Annotated in this window: 20 protein-coding genes and 1 pseudogene; 12 read left to right on the forward strand and 9 right to left on the reverse strand. The window is 58.0% G+C overall.

Annotated elements, in window-relative coordinates:
* Positions 1-87 precede the first annotated feature (87 nt).
* The 4 genes from C5L12_RS17820 to C5L12_RS17835 form a co-directional block, all read right to left on the reverse strand.
* Positions 88-2,007 (reverse strand): hypothetical protein, encoded by a 1,920-nt coding sequence (locus C5L12_RS17820; protein WP_105373386.1) that lies wholly within the window; start codon positions 2,005-2,007, stop codon positions 88-90.
* Entirely contained in the window at positions 2,004-6,593 is a 4,590-nt protein-coding gene (locus tag C5L12_RS17825; protein ID WP_157949078.1) for an HTH domain-containing protein, read from the reverse strand. Before C5L12_RS17825 ends, C5L12_RS17820 begins: the two co-directional genes overlap by 4 nt.
* Positions 6,594-6,742: 149 nt before the next feature.
* A complete protein-coding gene (locus tag C5L12_RS17830) occupies positions 6,743-7,219 on the reverse strand; it encodes a hypothetical protein (protein ID WP_105373388.1) in 477 nt (158 codons plus the stop codon).
* Positions 7,220-7,344: 125 nt separating this feature from the next.
* Entirely contained in the window at positions 7,345-8,466 is a 1,122-nt protein-coding gene (locus C5L12_RS17835) for an RHE_PE00001 family protein (RefSeq protein WP_105373389.1), read from the reverse strand.
* Between the two features lie 197 nt (positions 8,467-8,663).
* On the opposite strand from C5L12_RS17835, the gene C5L12_RS17840 reads away from it, so the two are divergent.
* From C5L12_RS17840 to repC, 4 genes are all read left to right on the forward strand, one after another.
* Complete coding sequence (locus C5L12_RS17840; protein WP_105373390.1) at positions 8,664-9,812, forward strand: site-specific integrase; 1,149 nt, start codon at positions 8,664-8,666, stop codon at positions 9,810-9,812.
* Positions 9,813-10,263: 451 nt separating this feature from the next.
* A complete protein-coding gene (gene repA, locus C5L12_RS17845; RefSeq protein WP_105373391.1) occupies positions 10,264-11,478 on the forward strand; it encodes a plasmid partitioning protein RepA in 1,215 nt (404 codons plus the stop codon).
* A complete protein-coding gene (gene repB / locus C5L12_RS17850; RefSeq protein WP_105373392.1) occupies positions 11,475-12,437 on the forward strand; it encodes a plasmid partitioning protein RepB in 963 nt (320 codons plus the stop codon). The genes repA and repB overlap by 4 nt, the downstream gene beginning before the upstream one ends.
* Positions 12,438-12,589: 152 nt before the next feature.
* Entirely contained in the window at positions 12,590-13,801 is a 1,212-nt protein-coding gene (repC, locus tag C5L12_RS17855) for a plasmid replication protein RepC (protein ID WP_105373393.1), read from the forward strand.
* 179 nt (positions 13,802-13,980) lie between these two features.
* Here the strand turns inward: repC and C5L12_RS17860 are convergent, their stop codons facing one another.
* Together C5L12_RS17860 and C5L12_RS29240 are read right to left on the reverse strand one after the other, a co-directional pair.
* A complete protein-coding gene (locus tag C5L12_RS17860) occupies positions 13,981-14,943 on the reverse strand; it encodes a hypothetical protein (RefSeq protein ID WP_157949079.1) in 963 nt (320 codons plus the stop codon).
* Between the two features lie 65 nt (positions 14,944-15,008).
* Positions 15,009-15,371, reverse strand: a pseudogene (locus C5L12_RS29240) (MBL fold metallo-hydrolase); the annotation flags it as partial.
* Positions 15,372-16,223: 852 nt separating this feature from the next.
* On the opposite strand from C5L12_RS29240, the gene C5L12_RS17875 reads away from it, so the two are divergent.
* Together C5L12_RS17875 and C5L12_RS28185 are read left to right on the forward strand one after the other, a co-directional pair.
* Complete coding sequence (locus C5L12_RS17875) at positions 16,224-17,036, forward strand: hypothetical protein (RefSeq protein ID WP_157949080.1); 813 nt, start codon at positions 16,224-16,226, stop codon at positions 17,034-17,036.
* 47 nt (positions 17,037-17,083) lie between these two features.
* The gene (locus C5L12_RS28185; protein WP_157949081.1) at positions 17,084-17,257 is read left to right on the forward strand and encodes a hypothetical protein; all 174 of its coding nucleotides are present in this window, start codon (positions 17,084-17,086) and stop codon (positions 17,255-17,257) included.
* Here the strand turns inward: C5L12_RS28185 and C5L12_RS17880 are convergent.
* Both C5L12_RS17880 and C5L12_RS17885 read right to left on the reverse strand, forming a co-directional pair.
* Positions 17,247-18,164: a nucleotidyl transferase AbiEii/AbiGii toxin family protein gene (locus C5L12_RS17880; RefSeq protein ID WP_105373398.1), complete on the reverse strand. Its 918-nt coding sequence runs from the start codon at positions 18,162-18,164 to the stop codon at positions 17,247-17,249. The genes C5L12_RS28185 and C5L12_RS17880 overlap by 11 nt on opposite strands.
* A complete protein-coding gene (locus C5L12_RS17885; protein ID WP_105373399.1) occupies positions 18,154-18,990 on the reverse strand; it encodes a type IV toxin-antitoxin system AbiEi family antitoxin in 837 nt (278 codons plus the stop codon). Before C5L12_RS17885 ends, C5L12_RS17880 begins: the two co-directional genes overlap by 11 nt.
* 510 nt (positions 18,991-19,500) lie before the next feature.
* Here C5L12_RS17885 and C5L12_RS17890 point away from each other — a divergent pair.
* Both C5L12_RS17890 and C5L12_RS17895 read left to right on the forward strand, forming a co-directional pair.
* A complete protein-coding gene (locus C5L12_RS17890) occupies positions 19,501-20,163 on the forward strand; it encodes a transcriptional regulator (protein WP_105373400.1) in 663 nt (220 codons plus the stop codon).
* Positions 20,164-20,294: 131 nt separating this feature from the next.
* The gene (locus C5L12_RS17895; RefSeq protein ID WP_105373401.1) at positions 20,295-20,846 is read left to right on the forward strand and encodes a hypothetical protein; all 552 of its coding nucleotides are present in this window, start codon (positions 20,295-20,297) and stop codon (positions 20,844-20,846) included.
* Positions 20,847-21,099: 253 nt separating this feature from the next.
* Here the strand turns inward: C5L12_RS17895 and C5L12_RS28445 are convergent, their stop codons facing one another.
* Complete coding sequence (locus C5L12_RS28445) at positions 21,100-21,273, reverse strand: hypothetical protein (RefSeq protein ID WP_170109108.1); 174 nt, start codon at positions 21,271-21,273, stop codon at positions 21,100-21,102.
* Positions 21,274-21,445: 172 nt separating this feature from the next.
* Between C5L12_RS28445 and C5L12_RS17900 the strand changes: the two genes are divergently transcribed.
* From C5L12_RS17900 to C5L12_RS17915, 4 genes are all read left to right on the forward strand, one after another.
* On the forward strand, positions 21,446-23,563 hold the full coding sequence (locus C5L12_RS17900) for a ParB/RepB/Spo0J family partition protein (RefSeq protein WP_105373402.1): 2,118 nt from the start codon (positions 21,446-21,448) through the stop codon (positions 23,561-23,563).
* A gap of 75 nt (positions 23,564-23,638) precedes the next feature.
* The gene (locus C5L12_RS17905) at positions 23,639-24,295 is read left to right on the forward strand and encodes a hypothetical protein (RefSeq protein WP_105373403.1); all 657 of its coding nucleotides are present in this window, start codon (positions 23,639-23,641) and stop codon (positions 24,293-24,295) included.
* A gap of 73 nt (positions 24,296-24,368) precedes the next feature.
* Positions 24,369-25,550 carry a DUF932 domain-containing protein gene (locus tag C5L12_RS17910; RefSeq protein WP_105373404.1) on the forward strand — a complete coding sequence of 394 codons (1,182 nt, stop codon included), beginning with the start codon at positions 24,369-24,371 and terminating at the stop codon, positions 25,548-25,550.
* 101 nt (positions 25,551-25,651) lie between these two features.
* Positions 25,652-25,906 (forward strand): DUF6117 family protein, encoded by a 255-nt coding sequence (locus C5L12_RS17915; protein WP_105373405.1) that lies wholly within the window; start codon positions 25,652-25,654, stop codon positions 25,904-25,906.
* Positions 25,907-26,040 lie beyond the last annotated feature (134 nt).

Below are 26,040 nucleotides of genomic sequence, written 5' to 3' on the forward strand. Positions count from 1 at the left end.
CCGACGAAGTAGAGAGAACTCCGGAGCTCCGCCTCCGTTTTTGGGAGGGGGATTCCGGTAAGATCTCTCCTCCCACGACCGCAAATATTATGACGAGTAAGCCTCGAGGGCGGCGTTTGCTTTAGATAGTGGGCTTATGAGTGATGCCTCGAGGTCTTGGATCTGACGCAAGACAAAAAGTAGCTTCGAGGCTTCCACCTTGTCGATAATTTCGAATGCGACCTCGGTCAGCCACTCACCACAAAAGGATGACCACTGGGCCAGGTCGGAGCGAGATGCTGCCGCGATCATCGCCACCCGAACTTCATCATTCGCGCTCGGTTTAAAGCGTTTCCGTCGGCGCAATATGCGAGTCAGGATACGAAGCGTATCGGCAAGTTCACCACTTCGACTGACTGCAGCAACAATTGCCAGCCCGCTTATAAGACTGAAGACGCCCGCGTCATCGTCCAGGTTCTCTATCGAGAACTTCACACGCCTGAGGCCCGCTGCAGCTAGCGCGGAAAGTTCCGACGGTAGGACGTCTACGAGCGACACATTCACGAGACCTGCGAATGAGTTCGCGCTTAGGGTTTCCGCTTCGAGAGAGGCGCGGACTTGATCCAAAATATGTTCTGGCACTCTCCCTTGCGGCGTTGTCGAGCCCTCCAAAGGACTGGGAAGGCTCGCGAAGGGCCAGTCCACCGCCTTTGCGAGCGGTGAATCAGGACCAACAAGGAGCGTGCGAAGACGGTCGCATGCAATTCTGTCGTCGTTTGCTGCTACGGCGTTCCTGATCCGACCGATAAAATCTGCCCGGATCTGCTCTGCACTTATGAAGTCAGGCAGCCAACGCGGTTCGAGCCGCAAATCGACGAGACCTTGAAGGTAGAAATCGTGGGACCATCCAAGCCCGTCCGCCCACCGGACGACCGCGGTGCGATCGACGGGTGTGCCGCTGAAAGCCCGTAAGATGACAGAGGCCTGAGCGAGAGACGCTTGCTTGCGATAATAGGGTTGGCTTCGAGGAAAGATTTTTTTCCTGGAAAGCTCGGATGCGGTGAGCACCGTCATCCGTGACAGAAGCGCAAACTCGCTTTCGTCCCTGTGCGGATCGTCGGAGATTATGTCCCCGACCACCGCCTCGATAAAGGATGCCAGTACGGGCTGCGTATCGCAGTGCGCGAGCGCAATTTCTACTGCCGCGACCTTCGAGAGTGGATCATCGTCTGACGCAATCCTGGAAAAGATCTCGGCGAGCATCTCTTCTCCGACATCGGGCAACTGAACTGCTTTGGAAATTGACCCAAGCGAGCACAGTGAGAGCGCGAACCGGAAGCCCTGTTCCGGCTTCCAGGCTTGCCATCTGCCGATCATCCGGGAGGCTTCATCGATATATTCATCGAGGGTGGCGTGCTCGTTGATCTTGCCAATCAAGAGTTCGTAGTACCGGGAATCGGATGGGGTGAGATTGGAGAGTTCCGCGGTCCCCTCCATAAGGCTAGCGTTCAAGCCCTGATACACCCCTGCTGGTATCAGCGCGAGTTCGCCAACGAGCTTGGCGAATTCGTCGTCACCAAGGGCATCTGGCCGGGCAAGCCTGTAATTCCAAAGTTCTGCTAGCTCACCGTGGATGTTCATTTCGGCGCAGGTGGCGCCGAACCATTTTAGTCGGACCTCAGGATCAGCGGCTAAGGCGGCATAAGACTTCAAGCGATACCTCGAGGTCGCATCGCTCAAAAAGAATCTGACCTCACCATCCACGGCATTTGCGACAACCGACCATGGCTCTCCGTTCGTATCGACAACTTTTTGTGCGACTTCGGGGCCGTCTACGCTTTTTCGGAGCCCATTGAGCAACTGGTCCCTCTCGAAAGTCGGACCGTTGTTGCCGATTGCAATTTTGATTGTGATCGGGATCTGCCATTCATTGACGAATGCCGCATCGTCCAACAATTCACGAACGATGCTCGGAGGTATGTTACTGAGAGCAATCTCTGCCATCAGGTCTCGCCGGATGTCGTTCACGAGAGGGCTCCAATTTTAGTTTCCAGATCGGAGACCAACTGGGTGATCACCTCTTTGGCATGATTGACCAAAAAGGCAAACGTCTCCGGGTCTTCGCTCTGGATCGTGTCCAGAACACCTTTCTGAAGCCAATCCCAGTATGAAGCTTTGATCTCTTCCGAACGCGAGGCTGACAGAAGCATGAGGCCGGCGATCCACCTTCGGTAACGATCAATGGTTTCGGCGCTGGATTCGTCGAGGCGATGGGACCAGCCCTTCACATCGACCAGGTCTAAGAGCCAGTCCGAGCGCGCCTTTGCCGCGAATTCGTCCAGCGGCTCCTGCCATAGCAGACTAAGGGTACGTACCATGGCAGCATGCAGGTCCTCGAGCCAGGCCAACTCTCCGGGAACCTGCAAGACGTCTCTCATTCGCACGAGCAATATGCTTTCCCGCAACGCTCTTAGCTCAGCGCGTTCGATGACCTTTCCATCGATGATTTCCGTTACGCGGAGCAACGAACTCAGCTCTTCGAGGGTGATCGGTATGAACAAGAACGCGGCTTGGCGAAGTTTGGTCAGTGCTTCGCTCAGTCGTTCCGGCGAAATAGTGCCCTGATCGCACGCGTGATTGAGAACATCCAGCGTGGTGACGATAGCAAGCTTTTGGCTCCCGTCATCATTGTGCCATGCATGCTGATTGATAAAACGATCATCAACGACGGCTGCATCAACGTGCCCCGCGAAACGCAGGACCCCGAGCGTTGGGTGGGCCATGGCGGCTCGTGGACCTTCTTCGTCCACCCGGACCGCTTTTCCGAGTTTGATTTTCCCTGAATCCAAAGCCTCCCGGACTGACGATCTGAGCTTTTCGACCACTGCAAGGAGCTCGTCGCCAAGGGCGTCATGACCAATGAGGGCATCAATTTCGTCAACCTCACTGGAGTGGACCATAGGAACAAGATCCGCCTTATGGAGCTGGTTCAACAATCCAAGAAACTGAAGATGGGCGACCGTTAAGTCATCAAGATAGAGAACAGCGCCATCAGGGATCAGGCGCGGTGGCTCCCATGGCACCTCACGCAGGCTGAGGGCGGCGCGAGCACGTTCAACCTCTTGAACTCGAAGTAGGCCCTTCTGCGATAGCTTTTCCACGATGTCGAGACAGCTGCATAACTGCTCGGTGTAATCTCGCAGATCAGCCTCTTCTTTCATGAACGTGCTGACCCTGTAGATCGGGCCGCCCCGCACCACCAGCCTTTGGCGCCCATCGTCGTGATGAGGCGATGCAGCTTCTACAAGCAGCTCAGCGAGGCTATCTCCGACCTCGCGCGCGAGGGATTCGGGAGGAGCAGTCGTGCTTTCGAAGACACGAAGGTTTCCGTCTGAAATCAATCGACGAAGCTTTTGCGCCTCCGCCACACGGCTTGGCTGGTGGAACAGGATTTTGGACTTCTCCTCGAAAAGAAGAGACAGCGTGTTATGCGGTATGAAGACGGTCTCGACCGAAGACAGGACCTCGTTGACAGCGTCAAGAAATGCGGCTGTCAAAAGGGCCGTGATATCCATGGCCACGACGCGGAGTGGAAACCGCGTCGGCCGCCGCGCACCACTGAAGCTGTAAATGCTCGACCTCTTTCTGGGATCCCTTTCGACAAGGTTGGCGACAGCAGGGAGAAGATGAAGGCTAACCAACGAGCGCCCCAGCAGGCGAGCCGCAGCGAATAGAGGTATCTTGCCTGCAACAAGATTATCCCATGTGTCCGAAGTTCGCTTGCCCCATTCCGGCTGTTCGTCGATAAGATCTTCTATCGACATTTTCAGGACGGGAGGGTCAGCCATTCCTTCCGAAAGTTGCGCGGCCCGCTGAAACCATCCGTGAACCTCGTCGGTGTTTTCCCAGCCAGAAGAAGTTGCGATATGGTATGCGCCCATCAAAACCTGCGCGTCGTCCGGGCTGCGCATTGCTGCTTCCCGCACGAATTCCTTCGCTCGCGCGGCTCCGACCTGTTGCGCGAGTTGACCCGTTCTCAGGAGTTCGAGAGCGGTTCGATGATCTCGCTCTGTCCACTCCGTTTCGACAAACCCTTGTAGGGCCTCCCAGTCACCCGAGACGACGGCAATCGTCACCGACAGATTGCGTGCCACTTCCGAGTCACTATGGGATCTGAGGGCGCTGACTGCCGTTCGCGCTTCGTCAAGATATCCAAGCTCCACAAGCACGCGAGCGTGTAGAAGCTTCAGCTTTGGGCTCGTGGCTAGAAGAGCTGGGTAGCGATCGAAGACCTTGAGGACTTCTTCTTGGCGTTCCAGGTTATAGAGAGCGCCGGCGTAACGCTGCGCATCGGTGAGGTCGTCTGTTTTATCGAGGAGCAGCTTGCCATATTCGGCGATTTTCTCCCAGTCCTCGGCTTGGTCGAGCTCGACCACCAGTGTTCTGAGATCGGAAAGCAGCCCTGAAGCCTTAAAGGTGCTCATCAGATGGTTGATAGGATCGTCGTTAGCGGGCGCTTCAAGCAACCTCCGCAGTTGGGCGGTTTCCTGCTCAGTCAAGCCGCGGCTAGTTGCCTCGGCAAACCGTTCCTCGGCGGTTGCGCGCTCTCCGGCTCTTGCGAGTGCCTCAATCTCGAAGAAGTAGACAGCCTTCCACTCGAGATGTCGAAGAAGCTGGGTTCGATGCCGATCGAGATATGCGGCCGCTTCCGCGGCAGTGGGTTTGGCATGTGCTAGCACATAACGAGCGAACGCGGCCTCCCCAGAGCTGCCCCCCGACAGCGCGGTCTGTCGGTCAACTTCCTGCTCAACTTGGTCGAGATCGACCGCGATACCAAAGCGGAGGGCGAAGTTCAGGCGCCGAAGGAGAACAGAAGGATCTTGAAGGCTTTTGCGCAGATCGTCGCGTGCTTCATTTCTGGTTTCGGGATCCATCAATCGAAGCCAGAGCGCCTTGTCGTCAGCGTTCGCAGCGACAGCGGACAGGCCCAGCTCCCGCATCCCATCTCTCAATTGTTCATAATACTGGACGGCACGTCGCCGCAAATCGAATGACGCTGGATCGCCACGAAGTGGGTAGGTGGAGAGGTCGAACGGCATGAACTGGAGGAGAAAAAGCCTGAGTTCCTCCGGAACGGCCAGCATCAGGGTGGCATCGGCGCGGACGGACAGCAATGCGGGGGTTCGCTTCAGATCCGGCTCCGACAGCTTCTGGCTCTCCTCGTAAGCCGTCTCCCAGTCCTCGCCGTCCAGCGCCGACTTGATATAGTAGAATCTGGCGTCGCTATCGAGCTTCGAGACATCGAGCCCAGACGCATGAAGCCACTTCTCCGCATCTGGCCATCCCTTGTCACGAAGAACCAGGATGAAGGCTGAGCCAATGGCCTTTTCCGTATTCATCGATGTCAGACTGGCAAGTGCGTCATCCAGTTTGCCTTGGGCCGCAGTCACCAGGCCGCGCGCGATACCGACAAGTTCCGAATCGGGCACGTCAATCGACAAGAGGAGGCCGTCTGCCTCCTCGGGGTTGGTGAGCGCGAGAAGTCTTGCGCACCAGGCCAACGCTGTTGATTTGACGGGAGCACTACATGCCGAAAGATTTCCGGTGCGCAAGTCAGCCGCAAGTTTGCGCGCCCCGGCTATCGGGTCCGCGCCGCCGAACATCCGCGTTTTCCTAAGTATCTGCAGCCGGCGCTCGACTTCACTGTCGACCAGTGCCGGGTTAAGGCGCTGCCAGGACAGGTTCTCAATGGATCGCTCGATATTACCCAGCTTTTCGATCTTCTCCCTATCACTCGAAATCAGCTCCTGGAGCGTCGTCGTGTTGGTCTCGACCGCTTCAACTAGCCGCGATCTGCCGCGCGCGGGCGCAGGCGATCTTCCTAAGAAGTCGCGGACGTGGATGTACACCTCGCTGCCGCGACTTGCCGGGCTGCAAATCGTCCGATGGCTTTCGTCAACGAAAATGGGAAGTTCGGGTAAACCGGCATCGGAGCTATTCGGCTGAACAATTGTACCTATCACATCAGGAAGCCTGATCCCCATGATCGTCTCAGGACGACCTTCGGCGAGCTGCAGGTTTTCAACGCCGTTGTTGGCACTGAAGGCGCGATACCACAGGTTCAGGTCCCGGAGCTGAGGATTGTTCGTGATGAGATCTCGAGTGGATGCCGATGCACGGACGATCGACCCTATTTTTGTGAGAACGCTCGCCAGAAGCGCGCCTCGGTGGGGAGTACCGAGAAAGGCGACCTTCTTGACACGGGAAAGAAAACTATGCGCCCGACGGTCGGTTTCGGAGTCCCGTTCCGCCGTTCGGAGGGTCTGCTCAACGACCAGCCCGCCGAGGCTATGAGTCACGAACGCAATATTTCCCTGAGCCAGCCGCGGTTCTGCCAACAACAATGCCAGAATGTTTCCCGCGCGGTCGGCGAGAGGCATACTATGGCCACCCCAGTTGGTCTTTGCTGCGGGGTAGCCCACAACCCATAGACCGACCCCTGGAATGTCGCCCTCAAGCCATTTGGGCCACATCGGTTCCATAGGATCCGAACTTTGCCAAGTTGTGTTCGGATGTCCGGAAAGGCCATGGACAAACACGACGTGGAGGTTCACGCGTTCGTAATCGTCAGAGATGGGGCGCAGTTCAGCCAGGGCAATCCCTCAACGTGTTTTTAGAGATTCAGCACGCTGTGCGCGAGTTTACAAGTATGGGGGAAGGGGAATCCCCAAGCGTGAATCGAAGGGCTACGTCGCACTAGGGATTATATCCATCGAAGTTGAGTAACAACAGCTTGCTCGTATGTCCCAACTTCAACGAACAGTGCAAACTGATAGCCAAGCTGCTCCTTGTAACCTTTCAGCTTAGCGAGATCGATCTCTCGGTCAACGCGACTGGTGGACTTCTTAAATTCGATCACCAAGTAGTTCTCTCGACTACCCCGACGGTGGACGATAACGTCGGGAAACACTGTCTTGGCATCATCGTCCTCGCTGTCGGGATACAGTCTGAGATGCCCGAGCTTCTTGGGTTCTACCCCGTCACGATTATATTCACAGTCTATCGTCCAATCGGACAGATGCGCTTGGAGATAGAGAGCGAAGCGGAACGTAATGGAGCGCTCATTGGCGTCGATGCGGAGTAGATGTTCGTCTGTCTCTATTAGCTCCGCCAGAGCTCGGGCGACGGCTTCTCCGGGCGGATTTCTTCCAAGTTCTTCAAGCTGATCCGGAAATAACATCGGTCCTCAAACCCCGTTTAGGTGAAGAAGCCACCAATTTATACGCGAAGCAAGCGGTGACCGGCGGCTGTTTTTCCTAACTTGTCCAAACTCAGCATCGGGCTGAGTCGCTCCATTCACAGATGCTAAACCACCCCCCACGCCCGAAACCTCTCCCTCCCGGTCATCTCCCTGAGCCCCAGTTCCAAAACGATCCGCCGCGCCGCCTGCGGCGTCATGTCCAGCGCTTTGGCCACCATCCCGGCCGACACCAATGGCTTTGCCATGACCAGCCCGACCAGCTCCGGCAATTTCGAGGAGGTTCGCCGCCCCTCCAGTTTTCGGTCCATCATCGACTTCGCCAGCGTCAGCCGGTCATGTTCTTTCATACCGATCTCGGCTGCCGCCAAAAAGCCGTGGGCGATGGCGAGCAGCCGGGTCTCCCGATCACGGTGCCGACGCCGATCGACCGGAATGGTTTTCAGGCCGAGATTGATCGCCGCGAGGTGGCCGCCGGTGGTGATGCCGGCCTGGCGCAGGATCGAGGCGGCAAGTAGCCGGCCGAGCCAGGGCGCGTGCTGGAGGACCGAAACTTCGTTCCAGGCATCGAGAGCGACGATCGCCTGCAGCACCGCTGGCAGATGCTCGACCTCGCGCAGCACACGACGCCATTCGTCGAGCCGAGCATCTTCGTCCCAGTCGAGATCATAGAGCAATGGATCGGCCGGAGCCCGGCCGGGCTTTTTGGCTCGTTCGATCGCGGCGTCAGAGCGCGCAAGGATCGCATCGATGGCGGCATAGTCGACACCTGGCAGATCTTTGACGTCGTCACCATCATCCCTCTCCCCTTCCGCGTCGATCGCGACCGCCGCCCGAATACTTCCGGCCATCGTCGCCTCGTCCCCGCCTCCCGACCCGATCTCCGAGGTTTTCCGCAGCGCGCGGAGACCGTCGCTCGACAACGCCCAGCCGGGGAGTTGGGCGGCGATGCGCCGGCGGGTGCGCAGCACGTCGCGGGCGATGGTCAGCTCATGGGTGGGTGTGCGAATATCGCGGGTGGCGTCATGGAGGACGAGGTCTTCGAGATGGACGAGCTCGCCGTCGATCCAAAGGGAGGCGCAGGCGTCAGCGAAATTTTGACGTTCGATCCACCCACTCCCGACCGCTGAACGGGCAATACGCTCGTCCAGACGCGTAAGCGCGGTACCGGCCTCGAAGGCCGGCCGCATCAGGGCGTTTATGCTGATTTTAGCAAGATCGTAAGCCATTGAAATTATAGTAAATGATTTCTCAAAGGAACTCTATGAGAATATTGTGGTTCGCCACATGGTATGATTGGTGGTTGGCGTTCTAACATCCGATAAGTATCGCTTATCGATGGTTGTTGATCTGGACTCGCAAATCAGCAAGAATCGGGGCAAATCACGGTCTCAGAGGCCGCCGAAACCGTCCTTTTGGAGCGCCTGTGGCTAAAGCGAAGACACCACTGACCGCCGTCGAGCGCCGCGCCGAAGAACTCGACACCATCGCCGCCGTGCTGCCGATCGAGCGGCGCGACGAGCTGGCCGAACTTTTGACCGACCAGGATGTCGAGACGCTGCGCCATCTTGTCAACCAGGGCATGGGTGACAATACGCTGCGCGCCCTGACTTCGGATCTCGCCTATCTCGAAGCTTGGGGCATGGCCGCCACCGGACGCTCCCTGCCCTGGCCGGCGCCCGAGGCGCTGCTTTTGAAATTCGTCGCCCATCACCTCTGGGACCCGCAGCGGCGCGAGACGGATCCCGATCACGGCATGCCTGATGATGTCGACGAGAACCTTCGGCGCCAGGGTTTTCTGAGATCCGCTGGTCCGCACGCGCCATCAACGGTACGCCGGCGGCTGGCGAACTGGTCGACGCTGACGAAATGGCGTGGGCTCGATGCCGCCTTCGCCTCCCCTGCCCTCAAATCCGCCATCCGCCTGGCCGTGCGCGCGGTCCCCCGGACCCGGCGCCGCAAGAGCGCGAAAGCCGTGACCGGCGATATTTTGGCAAAGCTCCTCGCCACTTGCGCAACCGACAGCCTGCGTGATGTCAGGGATCGCGCCATCCTGATGGTCGCGTTTGCCTCCGGTGGTCGCCGGCGCAGCGAGATTGCCGGACTGCGACGCGAGGAGTTGACGGTCGAGCCACCGATCGAGGTGCCCGACGGCCCTCCCCTCCCCTCTTTGGCCATCCATCTTGGCCGCACCAAAACGACGACCGGCGAGCAGGATGACGTCGTCTATCTCACCGGTCGGCCGGTGGAAGCGCTGAATGCCTGGTTGTCGATCGCAAAAATCGACAAGGGCAGCATCTTCAGAGCGATTGGTCGGTTCGGAACGGTATCAAAGCGGGCGCTCGACCCGCAGTCGGTCAATGCGATCATCAAGCAGCGGGTCCAGATGGCCGGGCTGGAGGTGAAAGATTTTTCCGCGCATGGATTGCGGTCGGGTTATCTAACCGAGGCTGCCATTCGCAACATCTCATTGCTAGAGGCAATGGAGCAGTCAAGGCATCGCTCCGTTCAACAAGCCTCTAGTTATTACAACAGCGCGACGCGCAGAAGCGGCCGGGCAGCACGTTTTTTGTAGTGGCTGGAGTCGGCCGGGGCCATGACGGTCAGACCAACGCTGCGCCAGCACGCAGAAATTTCCGCCCGCGCCTGTGTTGGCTGCCGGAGGCATTGGAGCGACTGCGGCATCGCTCTGTCCAGCAGGCCTCCAATTCCATTAAGCGCACGCTGGGCGACCACAGCCCCTCGGCGATTCGGTCCAAATGGTCCAAGCCATGCTTTTCCGAACGATACCGAAGGTTATCGACTCTTTTTTTGTCGGCCGTTTACTCGCTCTGAGGTGGGCCTTCTGGCATCAAAGGGCTGTTCTACAAGGAGTCTTCGCCTCCTCATCATGTATCGCATTGTCCGCGTTAAGCATCTGTTAACCTTAAATAGCTTGCCGAACGCTCAGAATCGGGTCTTATTGCAACAGCGGACGATACTGATTTCGCCGCAAGAAAACGCTGTTTGTGATTTTTGGGCTGAATATGAAGAAGAAGGCTGAAGCCATTACATCACCTCGCGAGACTTTGGTGAGCCTTATCGACAGGCACTCATCAGCACTCGCGGTGCAGCTTCAGGCTCACCATCTAAGTACTTTTCCACCAACCGCGCAGAAGGGTATACGCCATTTTCAGCCATCGGAAGCGGCAAAGCTGGTTGGCGTGAAGGAAGTTTACCTCCGCCAGGTTTCCAACGATATTGATGGACTTGAAGTCAGCACGACGCCGGGCGGTCGCCGATCGTACTCCGTTGAGGATATCGATAGGATACGCCGGCATCTCGACAAGGTTGGGCGAGCGGATCGCCGTTACCTCCCCCATCGACGGGATGGCGAGGAACTGCAGACTATCTCCGTCATGAATTTCAAAGGAGGATCTGGCAAGACCACGACGTCCGCGCACCTTGCTCAATATCTCGCGTTGCGCGGCTATAGAGTCCTCGCAGTCGATCTCGACCCGCAGGCCAGTTTGTCGGCGCTCTACGGACACCAGCCGGAGCTCGATGTTAAAGACAACGAGACGATGTACGGCGCAATCCGCTACGATGATCGGCGTCGCTCACTCAGGGAACTCGTCCGGAACACCTATATTCCAGGCCTGGACCTCGTTCCCGGCAACCTCGAACTTATGGAATTCGAGCACGACACCCCGCGCGCGCTCATGACCCGAAAAGTCGGCGACGTCATGTTCTTCCAGCGTGTCAGCGATGCGATCGATGAGGTGAGCGCAGACTACGACGTCGTGATTATCGATTGCCCTCCCCAACTGGGCTACCTAACGCTCTCTGCCCTCACAGCAGCTACATCGGTTCTCGTCACCGTGCATCCTCAGATGCTGGACGTTATGTCGATGAACCAATTCTTGGCAATGGTCGCGGATTTGCTTCGGGAAGTAGCCGCCGCCGGTGGAAACGTCGATTTCGCCTGGCTCCGATATCTCGTAACCCGATTTGAACCGTCGGACGGCCCACAGAACCAGATGGTGGGATACCTCCGATCCATTTTTGGCGCACACGTATTGAACTTCCCGATGTTGAAATCGACGGCGGTTTCCGACGCGGGACTAACCAATCAGACCCTTTATGAAGTCGAGCGCGGCCAATTCACCCGCAGCACCTATGATCGGGCACTTGAGTCCATGAATAGCGTGAATGACGAAATCGAGACGCTCATCAAAAAAGCTTGGGGTAGACCGACATGAGCAGGAAGAACCTCTTAAACCTCATTCAGGTTGACGCAGACATGCCCAACAAAGCGCCAGCATCTGACAACAAGCTGGTCGGCCAAGTTGCGAGCTCCGTGCGTGAAGAGAAGGCCCGCCAGGCCCGTGCTGATGATATCGAGCGGCGCCTTGCTGAGGGTCAGGCGGTCATCGAGCTCGATCCTTCATTGGTGGAATCATCTTTCGTACGCGATCGTATGCCTGGCGACATTACCGGCCTTCTTGCATCGATCCGCGACCAGGGTCAGCAAGTCCCGATTCTCGTTCGTCCGCATCCGACGGATGCCGGCCGTTACCAGGTCGCTTTTGGTCATCGCCGCTTGCGCGCGGTTCAAGAGCTTGGTCAGCAGATCAAGGCAATCGTTCGGAATCTGACTGACGAAGAACTGGTGATCGCTCAGGGACAGGAAAACAACGAGCGCGAGGATCTTTCCTACATCGAGAAATCTCGATTTGCGCATTATCTCAAGGAGCGCTTCCCGCGTGAGGTCATCATCTCCGCCATGTCATTGGACAAGGCAGAAATCTCTCGCATGTTTGCCATCATCGACCAACTTCCGGCGGATTTGATTGACGCAATTGGCCCGGCTCCGGGCGTGGGTCGGCGCAGTTGGCAGGAATTGGCGGAACTCGTCCAAAAATCGTCCGGCGAGGATGCGATCGCGATCGTTCGAAGCGAAAGTGTTCAGCAATTGCCTTCGCAAGATCGTTTCAAGGCCGTTGTCGCCAAGCTCAAGCCGCGTCGAGCCGCCCGCTTGCCAAATGTGCTGTCGGCAAAGTCCGGGGAGCGTCTCGCCCACATAAGGCAGAGCAAGACCAAGCTCGAAATCACGATCGATCGGACAGAAGCGGCCGATTTCGCGGCATTCCTGTTAAACGATGCGGTGGCCCTTTTCGAGGAGCGCCGCGCCATCAGTCAACGTAAGAAGGAAGCATAACCGCAAAAGAAAAGAGGCCCCAAAACGTCGCCGCCTCGGAAGCCCCCTATCTCTTAAGCAAAGATAGAATCGCATTTCCGGGAATCATCGTCAAGAGTCCAGGCGTCGTTTTGGCGAACGAATTTCTTTTGCCTGCTGAAAGGTGAAAGACGATGCAAACGGAAAGTGTGACGACGCCCTTCGGGCGGCGGCCGATGACGCTCGCGTTGATGAGGCGTCAACAAGCGACAAAGCTCATTCGGGTAGGCAAAACCGTCGATAAGTGGAAGGTTTTCCGGGACGCGTCCGCAGCAAAGGAAGCGCTCCAGATCCAATCGAACAGCCTTGCCGTCCTGGATGCCCTTCTGAGTTTCTATCCGGAAAACGAACTGCGTGAAGATGCGCAGATGGTCGTCTTTCCATCCAATTTGCAATTGTCGCTGCGCGCCCATTCAATGCCAGGCTCCACTCTGAGACGGCACCTTTCCATCCTAGTTGAGGCGGGACTTATCGTCCGACGGGACAGCGCAAACGGTAAGCGCTTTTCCAGAAAGGACGAGACTGGCTCTCTTGAACAGGCTTTCGGTTTTGATCTTTCCCCTCTCCTCCTTCGGGCGGAAGAGCTTGCCATGCTTGCACAGGACGTCATTGCGGCGCGCATGGCCTATCGCAAAACGAAAGAAAAGCTGACTATCTGCCGGCGGGACACCCGAAAGCTCATCACGGCTGCGATGGAAGAAAGCGCCGCAGGAGACTGGCAAGTGATCGAAGAGGCCTATATCGGCATTGTCGGACGGCTGTCCAGAACACCTACGATGGCAGAATTGACCGACGTTCTCGATGAAATGGAAATGCTGAAGGACGAAATACTCAACCTCCTCGAAAACAATCATAATATCGAAAATTCTAGCACCAATGGTGTCCAAACTGAGCGCCACATACAGAATTCAAAACCAGAATTCATTACTGAACTTGAACCTCGCTTTGAAAAGGAGCAAGGCGAGAAGGCGAGGCAGACCGGAAAGTTAAGCGAGCCGCTAAAGACTTTCCCGCTTTCCATGGTGCTGAAAGCCTGCCCGCAGGTGTCGGATTATGCCCCTGGCAGCACGGTCGACAGCTGGCGCGACTTGATGTCAGCCGCTGTGGTGATCAGATCGATGCTCGGTGTCAGTCCGTCGGCCTACCAAGAGGCCTGCGAAATTATGGGGCCGGAGAGTGCAGCAGTGGCAATCGCATGCATCCTCGAACGCGCCAACCTGATCAATTCGCCAGGAGCGTATCTGCGCGACCTCACCCGACGTTCGACACGAGGCGAGTTTTCCCTCGGTCCGATGGTAATGGCGGCGCTAAAAGCGAACACTCAAACAGATATGAAGGCAGGGTGAGATGAAGATCATGCCGTGCCGACGTCCGCAACAGTGTTGATCTCGGCCCTACCCCGCTTTCTGAGTCTCCACGAAGCGTTGACCGTGGTCATCGAAGGAAGCGATTGAAGTTCCTTGCTTTCTAAAACTTCGACACTGCAACGATGGCACCTTTCGGCCCAGTTTCCACAACGAGCCCGTTATGGCATTACGCGCTCGCATGTGACGCGGAACCGGCTATGACGCAAGTCGTCAACCACGTGGGTGCGAATCCCTTTCGCATCTACCGAGCTGAGTGTCTCCCTCAAGCGAGCTACGCGGTTGCGGGCTTCTACGGTCGTTGCAAGTGCATAGCGAATGTCGCCAAACTCCAATATGTCGGGATGGAAATTGTGGGCTGATCCGTGGTGAGGAAGCGTCATGATCCCAACGCAATCGCCGAATGGCTCGTAAAATTCACGCCACGGCTTTCGCCATTTATCTTGAAGAAGAGCGGCATCTCCAGTGCCCAGCCACCCCATGCCATCGTCTTGCCAGAAATGGTGTCGATATTCCGGATAGCCGATCGACGTCGCCCACCTGCTTGTGGGCCGGCCGGGGGCGGTGGGTCTTTGGGCGAGTGCGCCGGAGTAAAGTGACATCGATACTGCGTTATGACCGCCGGGAAAGTGGCGCTGATAGATAGCAACAAGCTCCTTTATCGTATTCATCGAGCCTAGCCGTGCAAGGAGCGCCTCTCTTAGCTTGGTGTTGCCAGTTCGGCGAGCACCCAACGCGGCTCTCATGTCTTTCACAAAACGCTTGCGGCTGGCGTCATCGACGGGGTGGACATAAGGCAGAAGGATCCAGTCGGCGCTGTACCAGGGCTCGTCGGCGTAAGTTCGCCACTCCAGCTGAAAAAAGGATCCGGACGCTGCGAGTATAGCACGTTCCTGTTCTACACCTGTCGTATTAGCGGGAGTAAGCCCCTCGCTGCCTCCGCCATGGGGCGGTTTGAGATGATCTTTCAATCGACTGGCGGGGCGCTTCCTTTTATCCCTATCCTCCAAGTGGAGCGCGCGGCGCCGCTCTCCCGGATCGTCGGGCGGCAAGTCGGGATCTGCTGGACGGGGCGGGGGTGTGTCGTTTGGTCCGCCCTGCTGCAGAAAGATGACCTGCTCCACGCCGCGATCGAGCCACCAGGCGATGGGATCTCTGAAATAGTCAAGAGACGAGCGCGACGCTGCCCTCGTTCGAAGTCGGACAGGACGAAGAGCAGTCGCTCAATATCATCGAGATAGGGCACCACGGCCTTTCGGGCCGGCGCCATTGCCTGTAACCGGTCAATTCCGTTGATATGGTCGGCGTGAAGGTGGGAAACGAAAAGAATGCCCGTCGCACCGCCCGACTGCTCGCGAAAAAGCGAAAGCTCTGCGTTGAAGGCTTCGCTTTGTTCGGATCCGCAATCATAAACATAATGGAAAACGCCTGTCGGGCGGTCGAACGCCGACATCGTGTGCGGAGCCGAGATTTCGGTCGTGGTGATTGACCCTGTATGGAACCCACCATGGCCTACGGAGTGTTGGGTCCTTACGATTTTTGCGTGTTGCATACCTGTCCTTCCAGGCCCTCGCGTCAAACGTTCCGGGCCAACCTTGTCGCGCAAAATCGCGTCGAATCAAATCATTTAGTTCACCCTTGATGAGCACACGTCCGCTCTGAGATAGAGAATGATGTCCTGAAAAACGCGGTTGTGCGCATTGAGGAGGACGTTGACCGCGGTCATCACGGTAAACTGTTGAAACGTAACAACGTTTTTGATCGGAAAAGTGGCGGGCATTGCCCATGGCCGCCCCAATGAACGTCGTGCTGGCTGCGTGTGGCGGCTTTTGCCTGGGCTCCACGGAATGGAACATACAGAACATGGACGTCCAAAGTGAAGCACGCCTAGCGAATTAGATCGGGGGTTGACCGCGGTCATCTCTCGATCTCGTTGAGTTGATTATGTTTCTTAATTGGCGGGTGATTTACATTGGTCGGTCAGTTACGGGTTGGTTCGAGCAGTCGGCCAATTTCCATTGAGGATAGACATGTTACAAACGCTCGACAGGCCCTTTTTTTTCTTGATGAGGTTCAAGGCGAGACACAAAAAGCGCTTAAACTGGAAGCGGCGTGAGCGGTATCCTTCTGCCAAGCCATATGATCATCTCGAAAAGCGCCTGGACATAATTTCTGAAATCCGAAGGGTTCTTCGCTTCTGGAGCATCGGAGCGGAAATCTTTGAACGCCTGGTCCCCGAATCCGAGGCGATGGGCGCCCGCATCGTCGGCGAGATCTTAGCAGGCGAGTTTCAACGTGCTGAACGATTGGCGTCCGAGACGCCCCCGAGATGGATCAGAGACCATGTGGCTTCGCACGCGTGGCAGCCGACATTCGAACCGCGTGCAAAGCTCGCCGATTGGGGATGTTCGTCAAGAACCCGCATGCGGCGGTCATCGCATACATTGCCCATCATCTCGGTATCCATCCGCGGGGTGATTCCGAAGAGGTCTTTTCAAACTGTCTGGACAAAGCGACAGAGGCCGAGAGTTGGTCCTTTGCTCCCGTTGCAATCCTCTTTTGGATTGCCCATGTGGCAGAGAGAAACCTGATGGGCGATGATCTTCCCGCAAAAGCCGACGAGAATGCGTTCAACGGACGCCTGCTTACAGCGCTTATGTCCGCAGCGAGAAAGGAGGGAAGATTGCTCGCCTACCAGCTTGGCTATGATGAACACTATCCTCCCGAGCTCGGCGTGCTTGAGACAGAGCGACAGGTGATCGAACCGAACGTCGGGGCTGACTTCTGCATCCTCGTCTACTTCAAAAAACAGGATGGGAATGCCATCGTTTGCGCGGCGCTGGTCCAGGGGAAAATGGAAGGGGAGGGCTTAACGGACGCCTATACCACAAACATTTTCAGGGATTCCAGTTTCGGGGTGAATCACCAAATCCGGGCTCTGACCTCCCCGGAAAAAGACGGCTATCACGCGGTTTATCTGCGCAGCCGTGCGACGCGACCAATCGTGGTGGCTACGGCGCAGGACTTTTGTCGGTTGGCAGTTAAACGCGAGAATGCAGACGTTATTTTCCCGCTTAGCAGTTTAACTGAGATTCGGTGGGTCGGAAATCTCATTAAATTCAACACCTGCCGTCAATTTGGTCGACGAACCAATCTCACATTAAGTGCAAAAAATCCAAGCGGCAGTCTCAAATTAGATGCCAGGTCTCAGATTTAGTGCCGGGCTATCTTGTTGAAAGTGTCGGGACGGAACCTCACGATTAGATGCAGAACGACAACTGGATCACTATGATGTTTTTCCGGAAACAGGAAGCCGATGAAGGCAAGAAGATCTGCTGCAAGATGACGCGGTATTTCTGCCCGGTGCTTTCCGGTGGGAGAGGCGGCCCAGCCATCGAATCATCGATCCTGCAGATCGGCCAAAGGATCATCGTGTGAAAAGGCGCTCGATCTCCCGGCGCTGGTCGGCGTGTTTGACCGGATTATCGTTCCTTAGCTTTTGAAGGTTGAGGATCTTCCAGCGGACGGCCGGCAAGTCGAGGGCGTGCGTCAGGCCGATAACCTCGAAGTCGGGTTCGCCATCGTGAAGAGACAGCAGAAACGTGCGGGCCTGGTCATCTAGGTGTGCCTGGATGTCCTTCAGGAGCCGCTCCCGGATATCCAGCAATTCATCCAGCGCGACTTTCTGGATTGTCATTCCATCGAATTCTTGATTGAAGGCATGTGCGACGTCGACCCTATTGGGCTGCAGCAACTCATGGGGCGGGCGTCCGGAGCTCGCCACGTAGACGAGAAAGGTGCGAAACAGCGGGTCTGTCAGTCCTTCGTTTTCATAGAGCAACTTGATGTCGAAGAGATCGCGCGGATGTTGGCGATCGACTGCTGCATGCAGCTTGCCACCGAAGAGGTCTTCGAAGGCGACAACCTGCATTTCTGCAAAACCAAACTGATCTTCGACCCGCTCGCTGACCCTGCGTCGTTCGACGGGATGTACCGTGCCGCGGGCGACCGGAGAGGTTTCGACCTTGATTGCGGTCTGGCCCCGCCTCACCTCGACGCGTGTGTCGCCGCCGCCACCGCCGGCCATCCGCTTTGCCCGGACGCCCTTGATCCTCTCGACCTTTGCGGCCACCCGATCAAGGGCAAAGTCGATTTCGACTAGGCTCTCGTCCCTCGGTTTGAGCGGAAGGTAGGTCAGGTCGATATCGACCGAGAGGCGCGGGAGGTCTCTGTAGAAGAGATTGATGGCGGTGCCACCCTTCAATGCGAAAGCCGGTTCGTCGGCAATCATCGGCAAGGCCTGGACGAGGAGTTCGAGCTGGGAAAGATACTGGTCACGGGCCATCGTTGCCCTCGGGCTTTCCAGGAAGGTACTCCTCGGGAATGGTGATGCGGTATTTAGGATGCAGCTTGCCACCCTTGATGAATGAGCGATCGCCACTTCCAAGGTCGATGACCGATCGGTCAACATGCTTGAGCCAGGCGTGCTCGTGGCGGTCGGCAAAGACAAAGAAGAGCCTTTTCACCTGGACTTTGGTGCAGTCGGCCAGAAGCTCGGTGATGCGGCGCGGACGCAGGTTTGTCAGACCCTCGAAGATCGTATCGATGTTGTGAAAGCTTTCGTTGTCCGGCAGTTCGTCCAGCGCTTCGATGATGGCCCGCTCTGGCGTTGAGGCGCGTAACGTCCAGCTCTGCAGAAACAGGATGGCGTTGCCGTCCGGTTCAGCTGCTAGGGGCTCGATCCCAAGATCCGGCGTCTTGAAAAGACGTGTGCTGCGGAGGACGGGGAGGCCATTGGTGGGGAGGTTCGTGAGCCAGCGGGGCGCATCGCCGTAGATGAAGATTTTTTCGGCCGCCCCCAGCGCGAGGTAATGTACATGCCCGCGAAGTCCGAGCGCTGTGCGGCCGCCGACATGGAACGGGTAATCCATGATGGTCTGTGCGGACATGACCGCGATGCGCCAGTCGATGCGTTCATCGGCTGAGCCGTCCCGGCCTGCGGGACGCCGATAGACGCCATGCATGACGGGCTTCAGCCAGCCGCGGCGGAGATAGTCATGCGTCGAACTGCGGCGGATTTCCATTTTCCGCATCCATGCAGAATCCACGATGAAGCCTGCCGGAACCTCATCCAGCATTGACTTTAGCTTATCGCGTTTTTGATCGCTCATAACGGACAAAAATGGCACTAATTAAAGTACGTAGCAAGGACGACTTTGTAAAATAGAGAAAATGTCCGTTTGAAACGGACTTTTTCGATCAATGGCACGGCGATGAATGCCGTTCGTTCATCTTAAGGCTACTCCGCCCAAGGCTGCACGAACTCGATAGTTTTCATGCCCACGCGCAGAAAATGCGGGTCTTTGACCTCTTTGGTACTAACAAAGAAGAACGCGTGAACTGGCGGCCATGGAGTTCAACCACGCTCATCAAGGTAAAGCACACCGCCATCATCCGGCGTCGGCGACACACAAATCATTCTCGGCGTCAGACTGCAACTAGCCAGCATCGTTTTGTTTGGCGACCCTTAAGGTGAACAGGCGATGAGGGTGGGCGGGCATTAGCGAGCCTGGTGTCGTTTGGGATGTGGACCGCCAACGCGATAGTCGTTATTAGCGAGGTTTGTCGCGATAACGAAGACGTCGCCGAAACATCACCGCAGACACCCAAGGCCTCTCAAAGTGAAAAAAGTCCAGCGCAACTTTGCCGTCGAGTACAGATCGGGTCGGCGAAAACTTAATTCCAATCCGAATTCCATCTGGGGAGACATGGATCTCAAGTCCGTTGCACAGGATCTGCAGGACGAGGCAATGCCATTCCTTCCGGAAACTTCCGAGGTTAGCAGCACCGGAATGTCTTTCAACGGAGAACAACAGGCCGCGGCGTTGTTGACACCGCCGATTGAGCAGGAGACAAATGCATCGGCTTTACAGGAGACCTTAATGGCCGACGAAAACAATACGATGACTGATGCTGACACGCCGGCCACGGCGACGCCCGATGTACCCAAGAAGGAGCGCAAACCTCGCGCCAGGAAGGCGGCGCCTGAAACCGCCTCTGCAACGGTTTCGCCGCAACCGGCAGCGGCATCGAATGCCGCAGCGGTCAAGCCGAAGAGAGGACGCAAGGCAAAGTCCGAGGAGGCTGCGGCAAGCGCCAAACGTGCGCCTGTCAAACGCGCTCCGAAGGCCGTACAAGCAGCCACCGCTCCGTCTGTAGCGGCAGTTGACGAGTTTGCTGATCTTCTGCAGCTGGAAGAAGAAAACCAAAGACTGCGCAAGCAGCTGGCCGAAAAGCTCCGTGCTGAAAATGCCGATCTGCGAAAGCGGCTCAACCTCGGTTGACAGGTGGCGGCTGGTTAAGCGCTGGCTGCATTCAAGAGGTTATCTCGAAACGAACATATTGGCGGCGGCTGGTCCTGCCGCCATCGCTTTTGCCCGCCTGCATGACGGGGGTAGAATATGAGGTCGGATATATGGCGTCTCCGTGGAAACTTCTTGCTCGGCTGGTGTCACCGCGACGTCGGCAGCGCCAGGAACATGGCTCGACCGAAGATGTGAAGCCGGACCTGTTGGCCATCGCCAACCTGACTGAAACGGCTGCCGATAACGGATTGAACACCGCGGCGCCTCCGGTCGACGAAAAGCCGGTCGCCGACGAACAATCGGAAGCGGTGTCAGCGGACCCGGATCATTCCGACGAAACCGCAAGCATTATCCATGGCACGGCCGATAGCGAGGACGCCAGGCTTGCGGAGGCGGCTGATCCGGCCCTGTCCGATGAGCCCGGTACGATCGCACGCGAAGCACCAAAACCCTTCGAAGGTATTACGCGAAGGCGCAGGAAACTGACCAAGTCAGCGGAGCCGGTTGAAGCTGGTTTACCTCCCTCTGCAGCCGCTCCCTCCGTTTCTGACGACAAGATCAGTCTTGACGAAGAAATCAAGCTGCTTCGGAACCAACTCGCGCGTAAGCTTCAGCTGCAAAATGCACAACTGGAGAGGATGCTAGAGCGTTTCGAACGCTGAACGTATCATTCAATAAATGGGCGAATCCTCGTTTGCTCGGCAGAGCGTCACACTGCCTCCTTTCCACTAGCGTTCGGCTGCTGACATTCCTCGTGACCCGAGGGTGTTCGTGACCCCCCGTCATCGATGCGCTTCGACCTACAATTAGGCCAGAGTGCCTCGTATGGGTTTCCGGAGCCGTGGGTGTGCTTAGGTCACCAACCTGATTGCCGTCACAGCTCAGACAACGCCCTGTGCTCGGCCGCAGCTGCCTTCAGCGTTTCGATTGTTCGGTTTCCTCGCGAAACAGGTTGAGCATCACAGCTGCCGCAAGCTCGACGTCCGAATTGTCCTTAGTCAAACCGCGTTGCGCCCCCCATTCCTCCAGCACAACGTCCAGGATTTCCAGTTCGTCCGGCCCAAAGGTGGTTTCCAGAAACTGATGCATGCTCGAATGACCTGTTCACAAGTGACGGCCGCAATGTGGGTAGGGATCGGCGCGGATCAAGGGCGGATTCGCATGCGGAGCGGTTGCAGAGAGGAAGAGGAGGGAAGGGGAGCTGTGACGGATTGAGAGGGTTGGAGAGAGGCTCCGGCCGGTCCGTCATGGAGAAACTGACATGGCACAAGCCATCCAGAAAATCACCCTCAGTGCAGCCCAGGATATTCCCTTCAACAAGCTGGTGCTCAGCCAGCAGAACGTCCGCAAGATCAAGGCGGGCATCTCGATCGAGGATCTGGCGGAAGACATCGCCCATCGCGGGCTGCTGACCAGCCTCAACGTCCGTCCCGAACTCGACGGCGATGGCAACGAGACCGGCATCTATCGTATCCCAGCCGGCGGTCGTCGCTATCGCGCCCTTGAGCGGCTGGTTGCGCAGAAGCGACTGGCCAAAGCCGCCGGCGTTCCCTGCATCGTCAGTAAAGGCGAGACGCTGGAGGTCGAGGATTCGCTCGCCGAGAACGTCCAGCGCGTCAGCCTTCATCCGCTCGATCAGTTCCGCGCATTCCAGACTCTCTGGGAGCAGGGGCTTGGCGAGGAGGAGATCGCGGCGCGCTTCTTCGTCTCGGTTGCCACCGTCAAGCAGCGCCTGCGGCTGGCCTCCGTCTCGCCGCGACTGCTCGATCTTTATGCCGAAGACGAGATGACGCTCGAGCAGATCATGGCCTTCTCGATCACCAACGACCCTGTTCGCCAGGAGCAGGTCTGGGATACGGTGTCGCGTTCGCATAGCCGTGAACCTTATTATGTTCGCCGGCTGCTGACAGAGACCGCCATCCGCGCTAGCGACCGCCGCGCCGTCTATGTCGGTATCGAGGCCTATGAAGCGGCCGGTGGCGTGACCATGCGCGATCTGTTCGACCAGGATCAGGGCGGCTGGCTGCAGGATCCGGCCCTGCTCGAGCAGCTCGTGATGGAGAAGCTGAAGGCTGACGCCGAGGCGGTCCGCGTGAGCGAAGGCTGGAAGTGGGTCCAAGCCGCTTTTGATTTCCCCTACGGTCACACGTCCGGGCTGCGCCGCTTCTATGGCGAGCAGGTCGAAATGACAGAAGACGAACTGGCCCGCTATGATGCCAACCGCGCCGAATACGACAAGCTCGACGCGGAATATGCGGAGGCAGACGAGTACTCGGAAGCGACCGAACAGAGGCTGGAGGAGCTTGGTAGCGAACTCGACCGCCTGAATGACCGTCCATATTTCTTCGATCCGCAAGAGGTTGCCCGCGGCGGCGTCTTCGTCTCGCTCGGCGCCAGCGGCGAACTCAAGATCGAGCGCGGCTTTGTGCGGCCTGAGGATGAGCCGAAGGGCGAGACCGATCCCTCCGCTGATGCCGGCGATAATGACGTCGATCAAGGCAATGACCTTGCGGGAACCGGTGCCGCCAGCGGGGAGGGCGCCCAACCGGACGACGAGGATGAAACGATCAAGCCGCTTCCCGATCGCCTGATCCTCGACCTGACAGCGGCGCGCACGGTTGCTTTGCGCAATTCACTCGCGAACGATCCTGTCATCGCCTTCGTCGCGGTCCTGCACGCCTTCGTCCTAAAGGCCTTCTACGTCTACGGCTCGGATTCATGCCTGGAGGTGACGCTGCAGAGCACCCGCTTCAGCCAGACGCCGGGGCTCGGCGACACGGTCTGGGCGAAGGAGATCGATCAGCGGCATGAAGGCTGGGGCCAGGATCTGCCCAAGGATCCGAACGATCTCTGGGATTTCCTGATCACGCTCGACGAGGTCAGCCAGCAGGCGTTGTTTGCGCATTGCGCCTCGTTGTCGGTCAATGCGGTGATCGAACCATGGAACAAGCGCACCCGGGCGATTGCACATGCCGATCAGCTTGCCCGCTCGATCGGTTTAGATATGGTCGAAGCCGGCTGGACACCGACTGCCGACAACTATCTCGGCCGGGTCACCAAGGCACGCATTCTGCAGGCGGTCCGGGAGGCCAAGGGCGATCAGGCGGCAGAGCTGATCGGCCACCTCAAGAAGACCGAGATGGCCCGCGAGGCTGAACGGTTAATGGCCGGTAGTGGTTGGCTTCCGGAGCCTCTCCGTCTTGTGACAGATGTCGCTTCCGTCGACGACGCGACGTGCGAAAACGCCGAGATACTGAGCGGCGATGCCGCCGGGAGCGGCAATTCCGATCTCCCAGCGTTCCTGACTGATAACGGGGACGATGCCCACGCTGCGACTGACGAAGTCAACGAAGAACGGCATCTCGACGCCGCCGAATAACTGTCCTCCCAGAGTTCAACCGACGGCCCGGCTCCGAAAGGAGACCGGGCCGCTTCCATATTCAGGAGCATTTCAATGCCCGACTTTACGATCGAATCCACCTATCACCTGCCGGTTTTTCGGCATCGAACTTATGCGGCTGACACGCTCGAGGCCGCCTGCCGGGCCGCCGTCGACGACGACAATTGGGATCTCGCCGAGAAAGACTACGATTCCTCCGGCGAGGTTCATATCACCGGCGTCTGGGAAGGCGCCGATAGCGCCTACAACGGGGGGTCAGTTCCGGTGCCCTCGCAATTCGATGAAGCTGTCCAGCGGCGTGCACGTCATTTCGAGATCCTGCTCGGCCTGTTGAAGATCTTCTTCGACGACGCGCCAGCAGCACGGCCTCCGTCGCCCGACTGGCTTGCCCGCTCGGCCTGGGAGATAGCGCGTGGTGAGGCAATCCTTGGCAACGCTCTGGATCCCGATGAGCCTGTGGATCCGCCAAAGGCGACCCATGTCCTTGGCCGGCTGCAGGAAGAGCAGGTTCGGGATGCGATCGCCGCCGTACTGGAGGTCGATGACAATTTCCGAGCGCTTTCGCCGGCGGCCGTAACCGACGACGAGATCCACACCGCCTGCCTCACGATCGCGACGACGATGGATGTCTCGGATGTCGTCGGCAATGCCGAATTCCAGGCAGCGCTTGCGGCGATCCGGGCAGCGCATCAGCGCCTCCATCCAGCTTGATCGACCATCAGCCATTTTACTTCCCCAACCCAGCCCGGCCACAGCGCCGGGCGTTTGTTTTCAGGAGACTCCCATGAACACTTTAACACACGAGGTTTCCTCGGGCTTCAAGGTCGATATATCGCGCGGCGAACGCATCGGCCGCGTTTCTTCGGAGTGGTTTTCGCGCCCCGATGACGAGCGGTTCCTGTCGCTGACCGAGCTCTACGATACCGTCCGGTCCCGGGCCGACCGCGCCAATGCGCGAACGATCGAAAGTGCTGCGATCCGAGTCGAGGCAACCCGCGAAAATGCGGAGCGGCTTGAGCTTCTTATTCCAGGTCAGCGCCAACCGATCGCTCCGACCCATTGGAGCTACGGCCAGCTGTGCAGCCTGGTCGGCGCACCCTCCACCTACATGCGTCAGCTGCCGGCGCCGCTGGCCGCGATCAATCTGCAGCATGGTCTGCTCAATCATCGTGCCGAGCTCGTCAAAACGCTCGAGATGGATGACGGCCGACTGGCGCTGCGTGCGGTGACTGGGCCGGAATACGGCCGCATCTGGGACCACGAACTGGTCTCGGCGGTGATGAAGATCGCCGGCAATGGGACCGGCGACACGATGTGGAAAGTGCCGGGTGTCCTGGATTGGTCGACGATGACCCACAATCCGTTTGTCGACATCACCAAGGATACGACGACGCTCTATGCCAGCGACAGGGACGTCTTCCTGTTCCTGGTCGACGACACCCATCCGATCGAAGCCGGGCGATTGCCGAACGGCGAGCCGGACCTCTACTTCCGCGGCTTCTACGCCTGGAACTCGGAGGTCGGATCGAAGACGCTCGGCATCGCCTCCTTTTATTTGCGGGCGGTCTGCGCCAACCGCAATCTCTGGGGCACGGAGAATTTCGAGGAGATCACCATCCGGCACTCGAAGTTCGCCGCCCAGCGCTTTGCGCATGAGGCGGCACCCGCGCTGACCAGCTTCGCCAATTCCTCTCCGGCGCCATTCATCGCCGGCATCAAGGCGGCGCGGGAGCGGATCGTCGCGCGCAAGGACGACGACCGAGAGACGTTCCTACGTCGGCGCGGCTTTTCCAAAGGCGAGACCGGCAAGGTGATCGAGATGGTTCTGTCGGAGGAGGGCCGGCCACCGGAATCGATCTTCGATTTCGTGCAGGGCATCACCGCGCTGGCGCGCACCAAAACCCATCAGGACACGCGTCTCGAACTCGAAAGCAAGGCCAAGAAGCTGCTCGAAAGCGCTGCCTGACATGTTCACGCGCGCCGGCTCAAACCGGCCGCCTCAGCACCGCCCAATCGTCATCCCAGAGCCCGGTCAAGCGCCGGGCCTTATTTTGTCCGGAGCACCCAATGGCTATCCCCGATCACGCCCGCACAAACTTCGACACGCTGCTGCGCGCCGCAGCCGATGGCAAGCTTGCTCTTATGGAATGCCTCGACGCCGCCACACGCGAGCCGCGTTACGTGCTTTGCGCCGTCGGCCGCAGTGACGACGAATACGTCTTCACGCCATTCGGCCATCTCGCCGACGGCAACCCATACGACACCTACCTGCCGCCCGATCCTGCCGACCCGGCTGGCTTCATCGCAGCCCGGACCGCCTAGGCGCCCAGGATCGTCGGCAGAGTATCGGTCGGCAGTCCGCTCGACCTTCCCTGCAGGCTTGGCAAGTTCTCCTTCGAAGCTTCGGAGGAGCGCTTGAGCCACGCCGTTCTCCTTTCTCTCTCGGAGTATTTTTC

Source organism: Neorhizobium huautlense (genome assembly GCF_002968575.1).
Lineage (GTDB): Bacteria > Pseudomonadota > Alphaproteobacteria > Rhizobiales > Rhizobiaceae > Neorhizobium > Neorhizobium huautlense.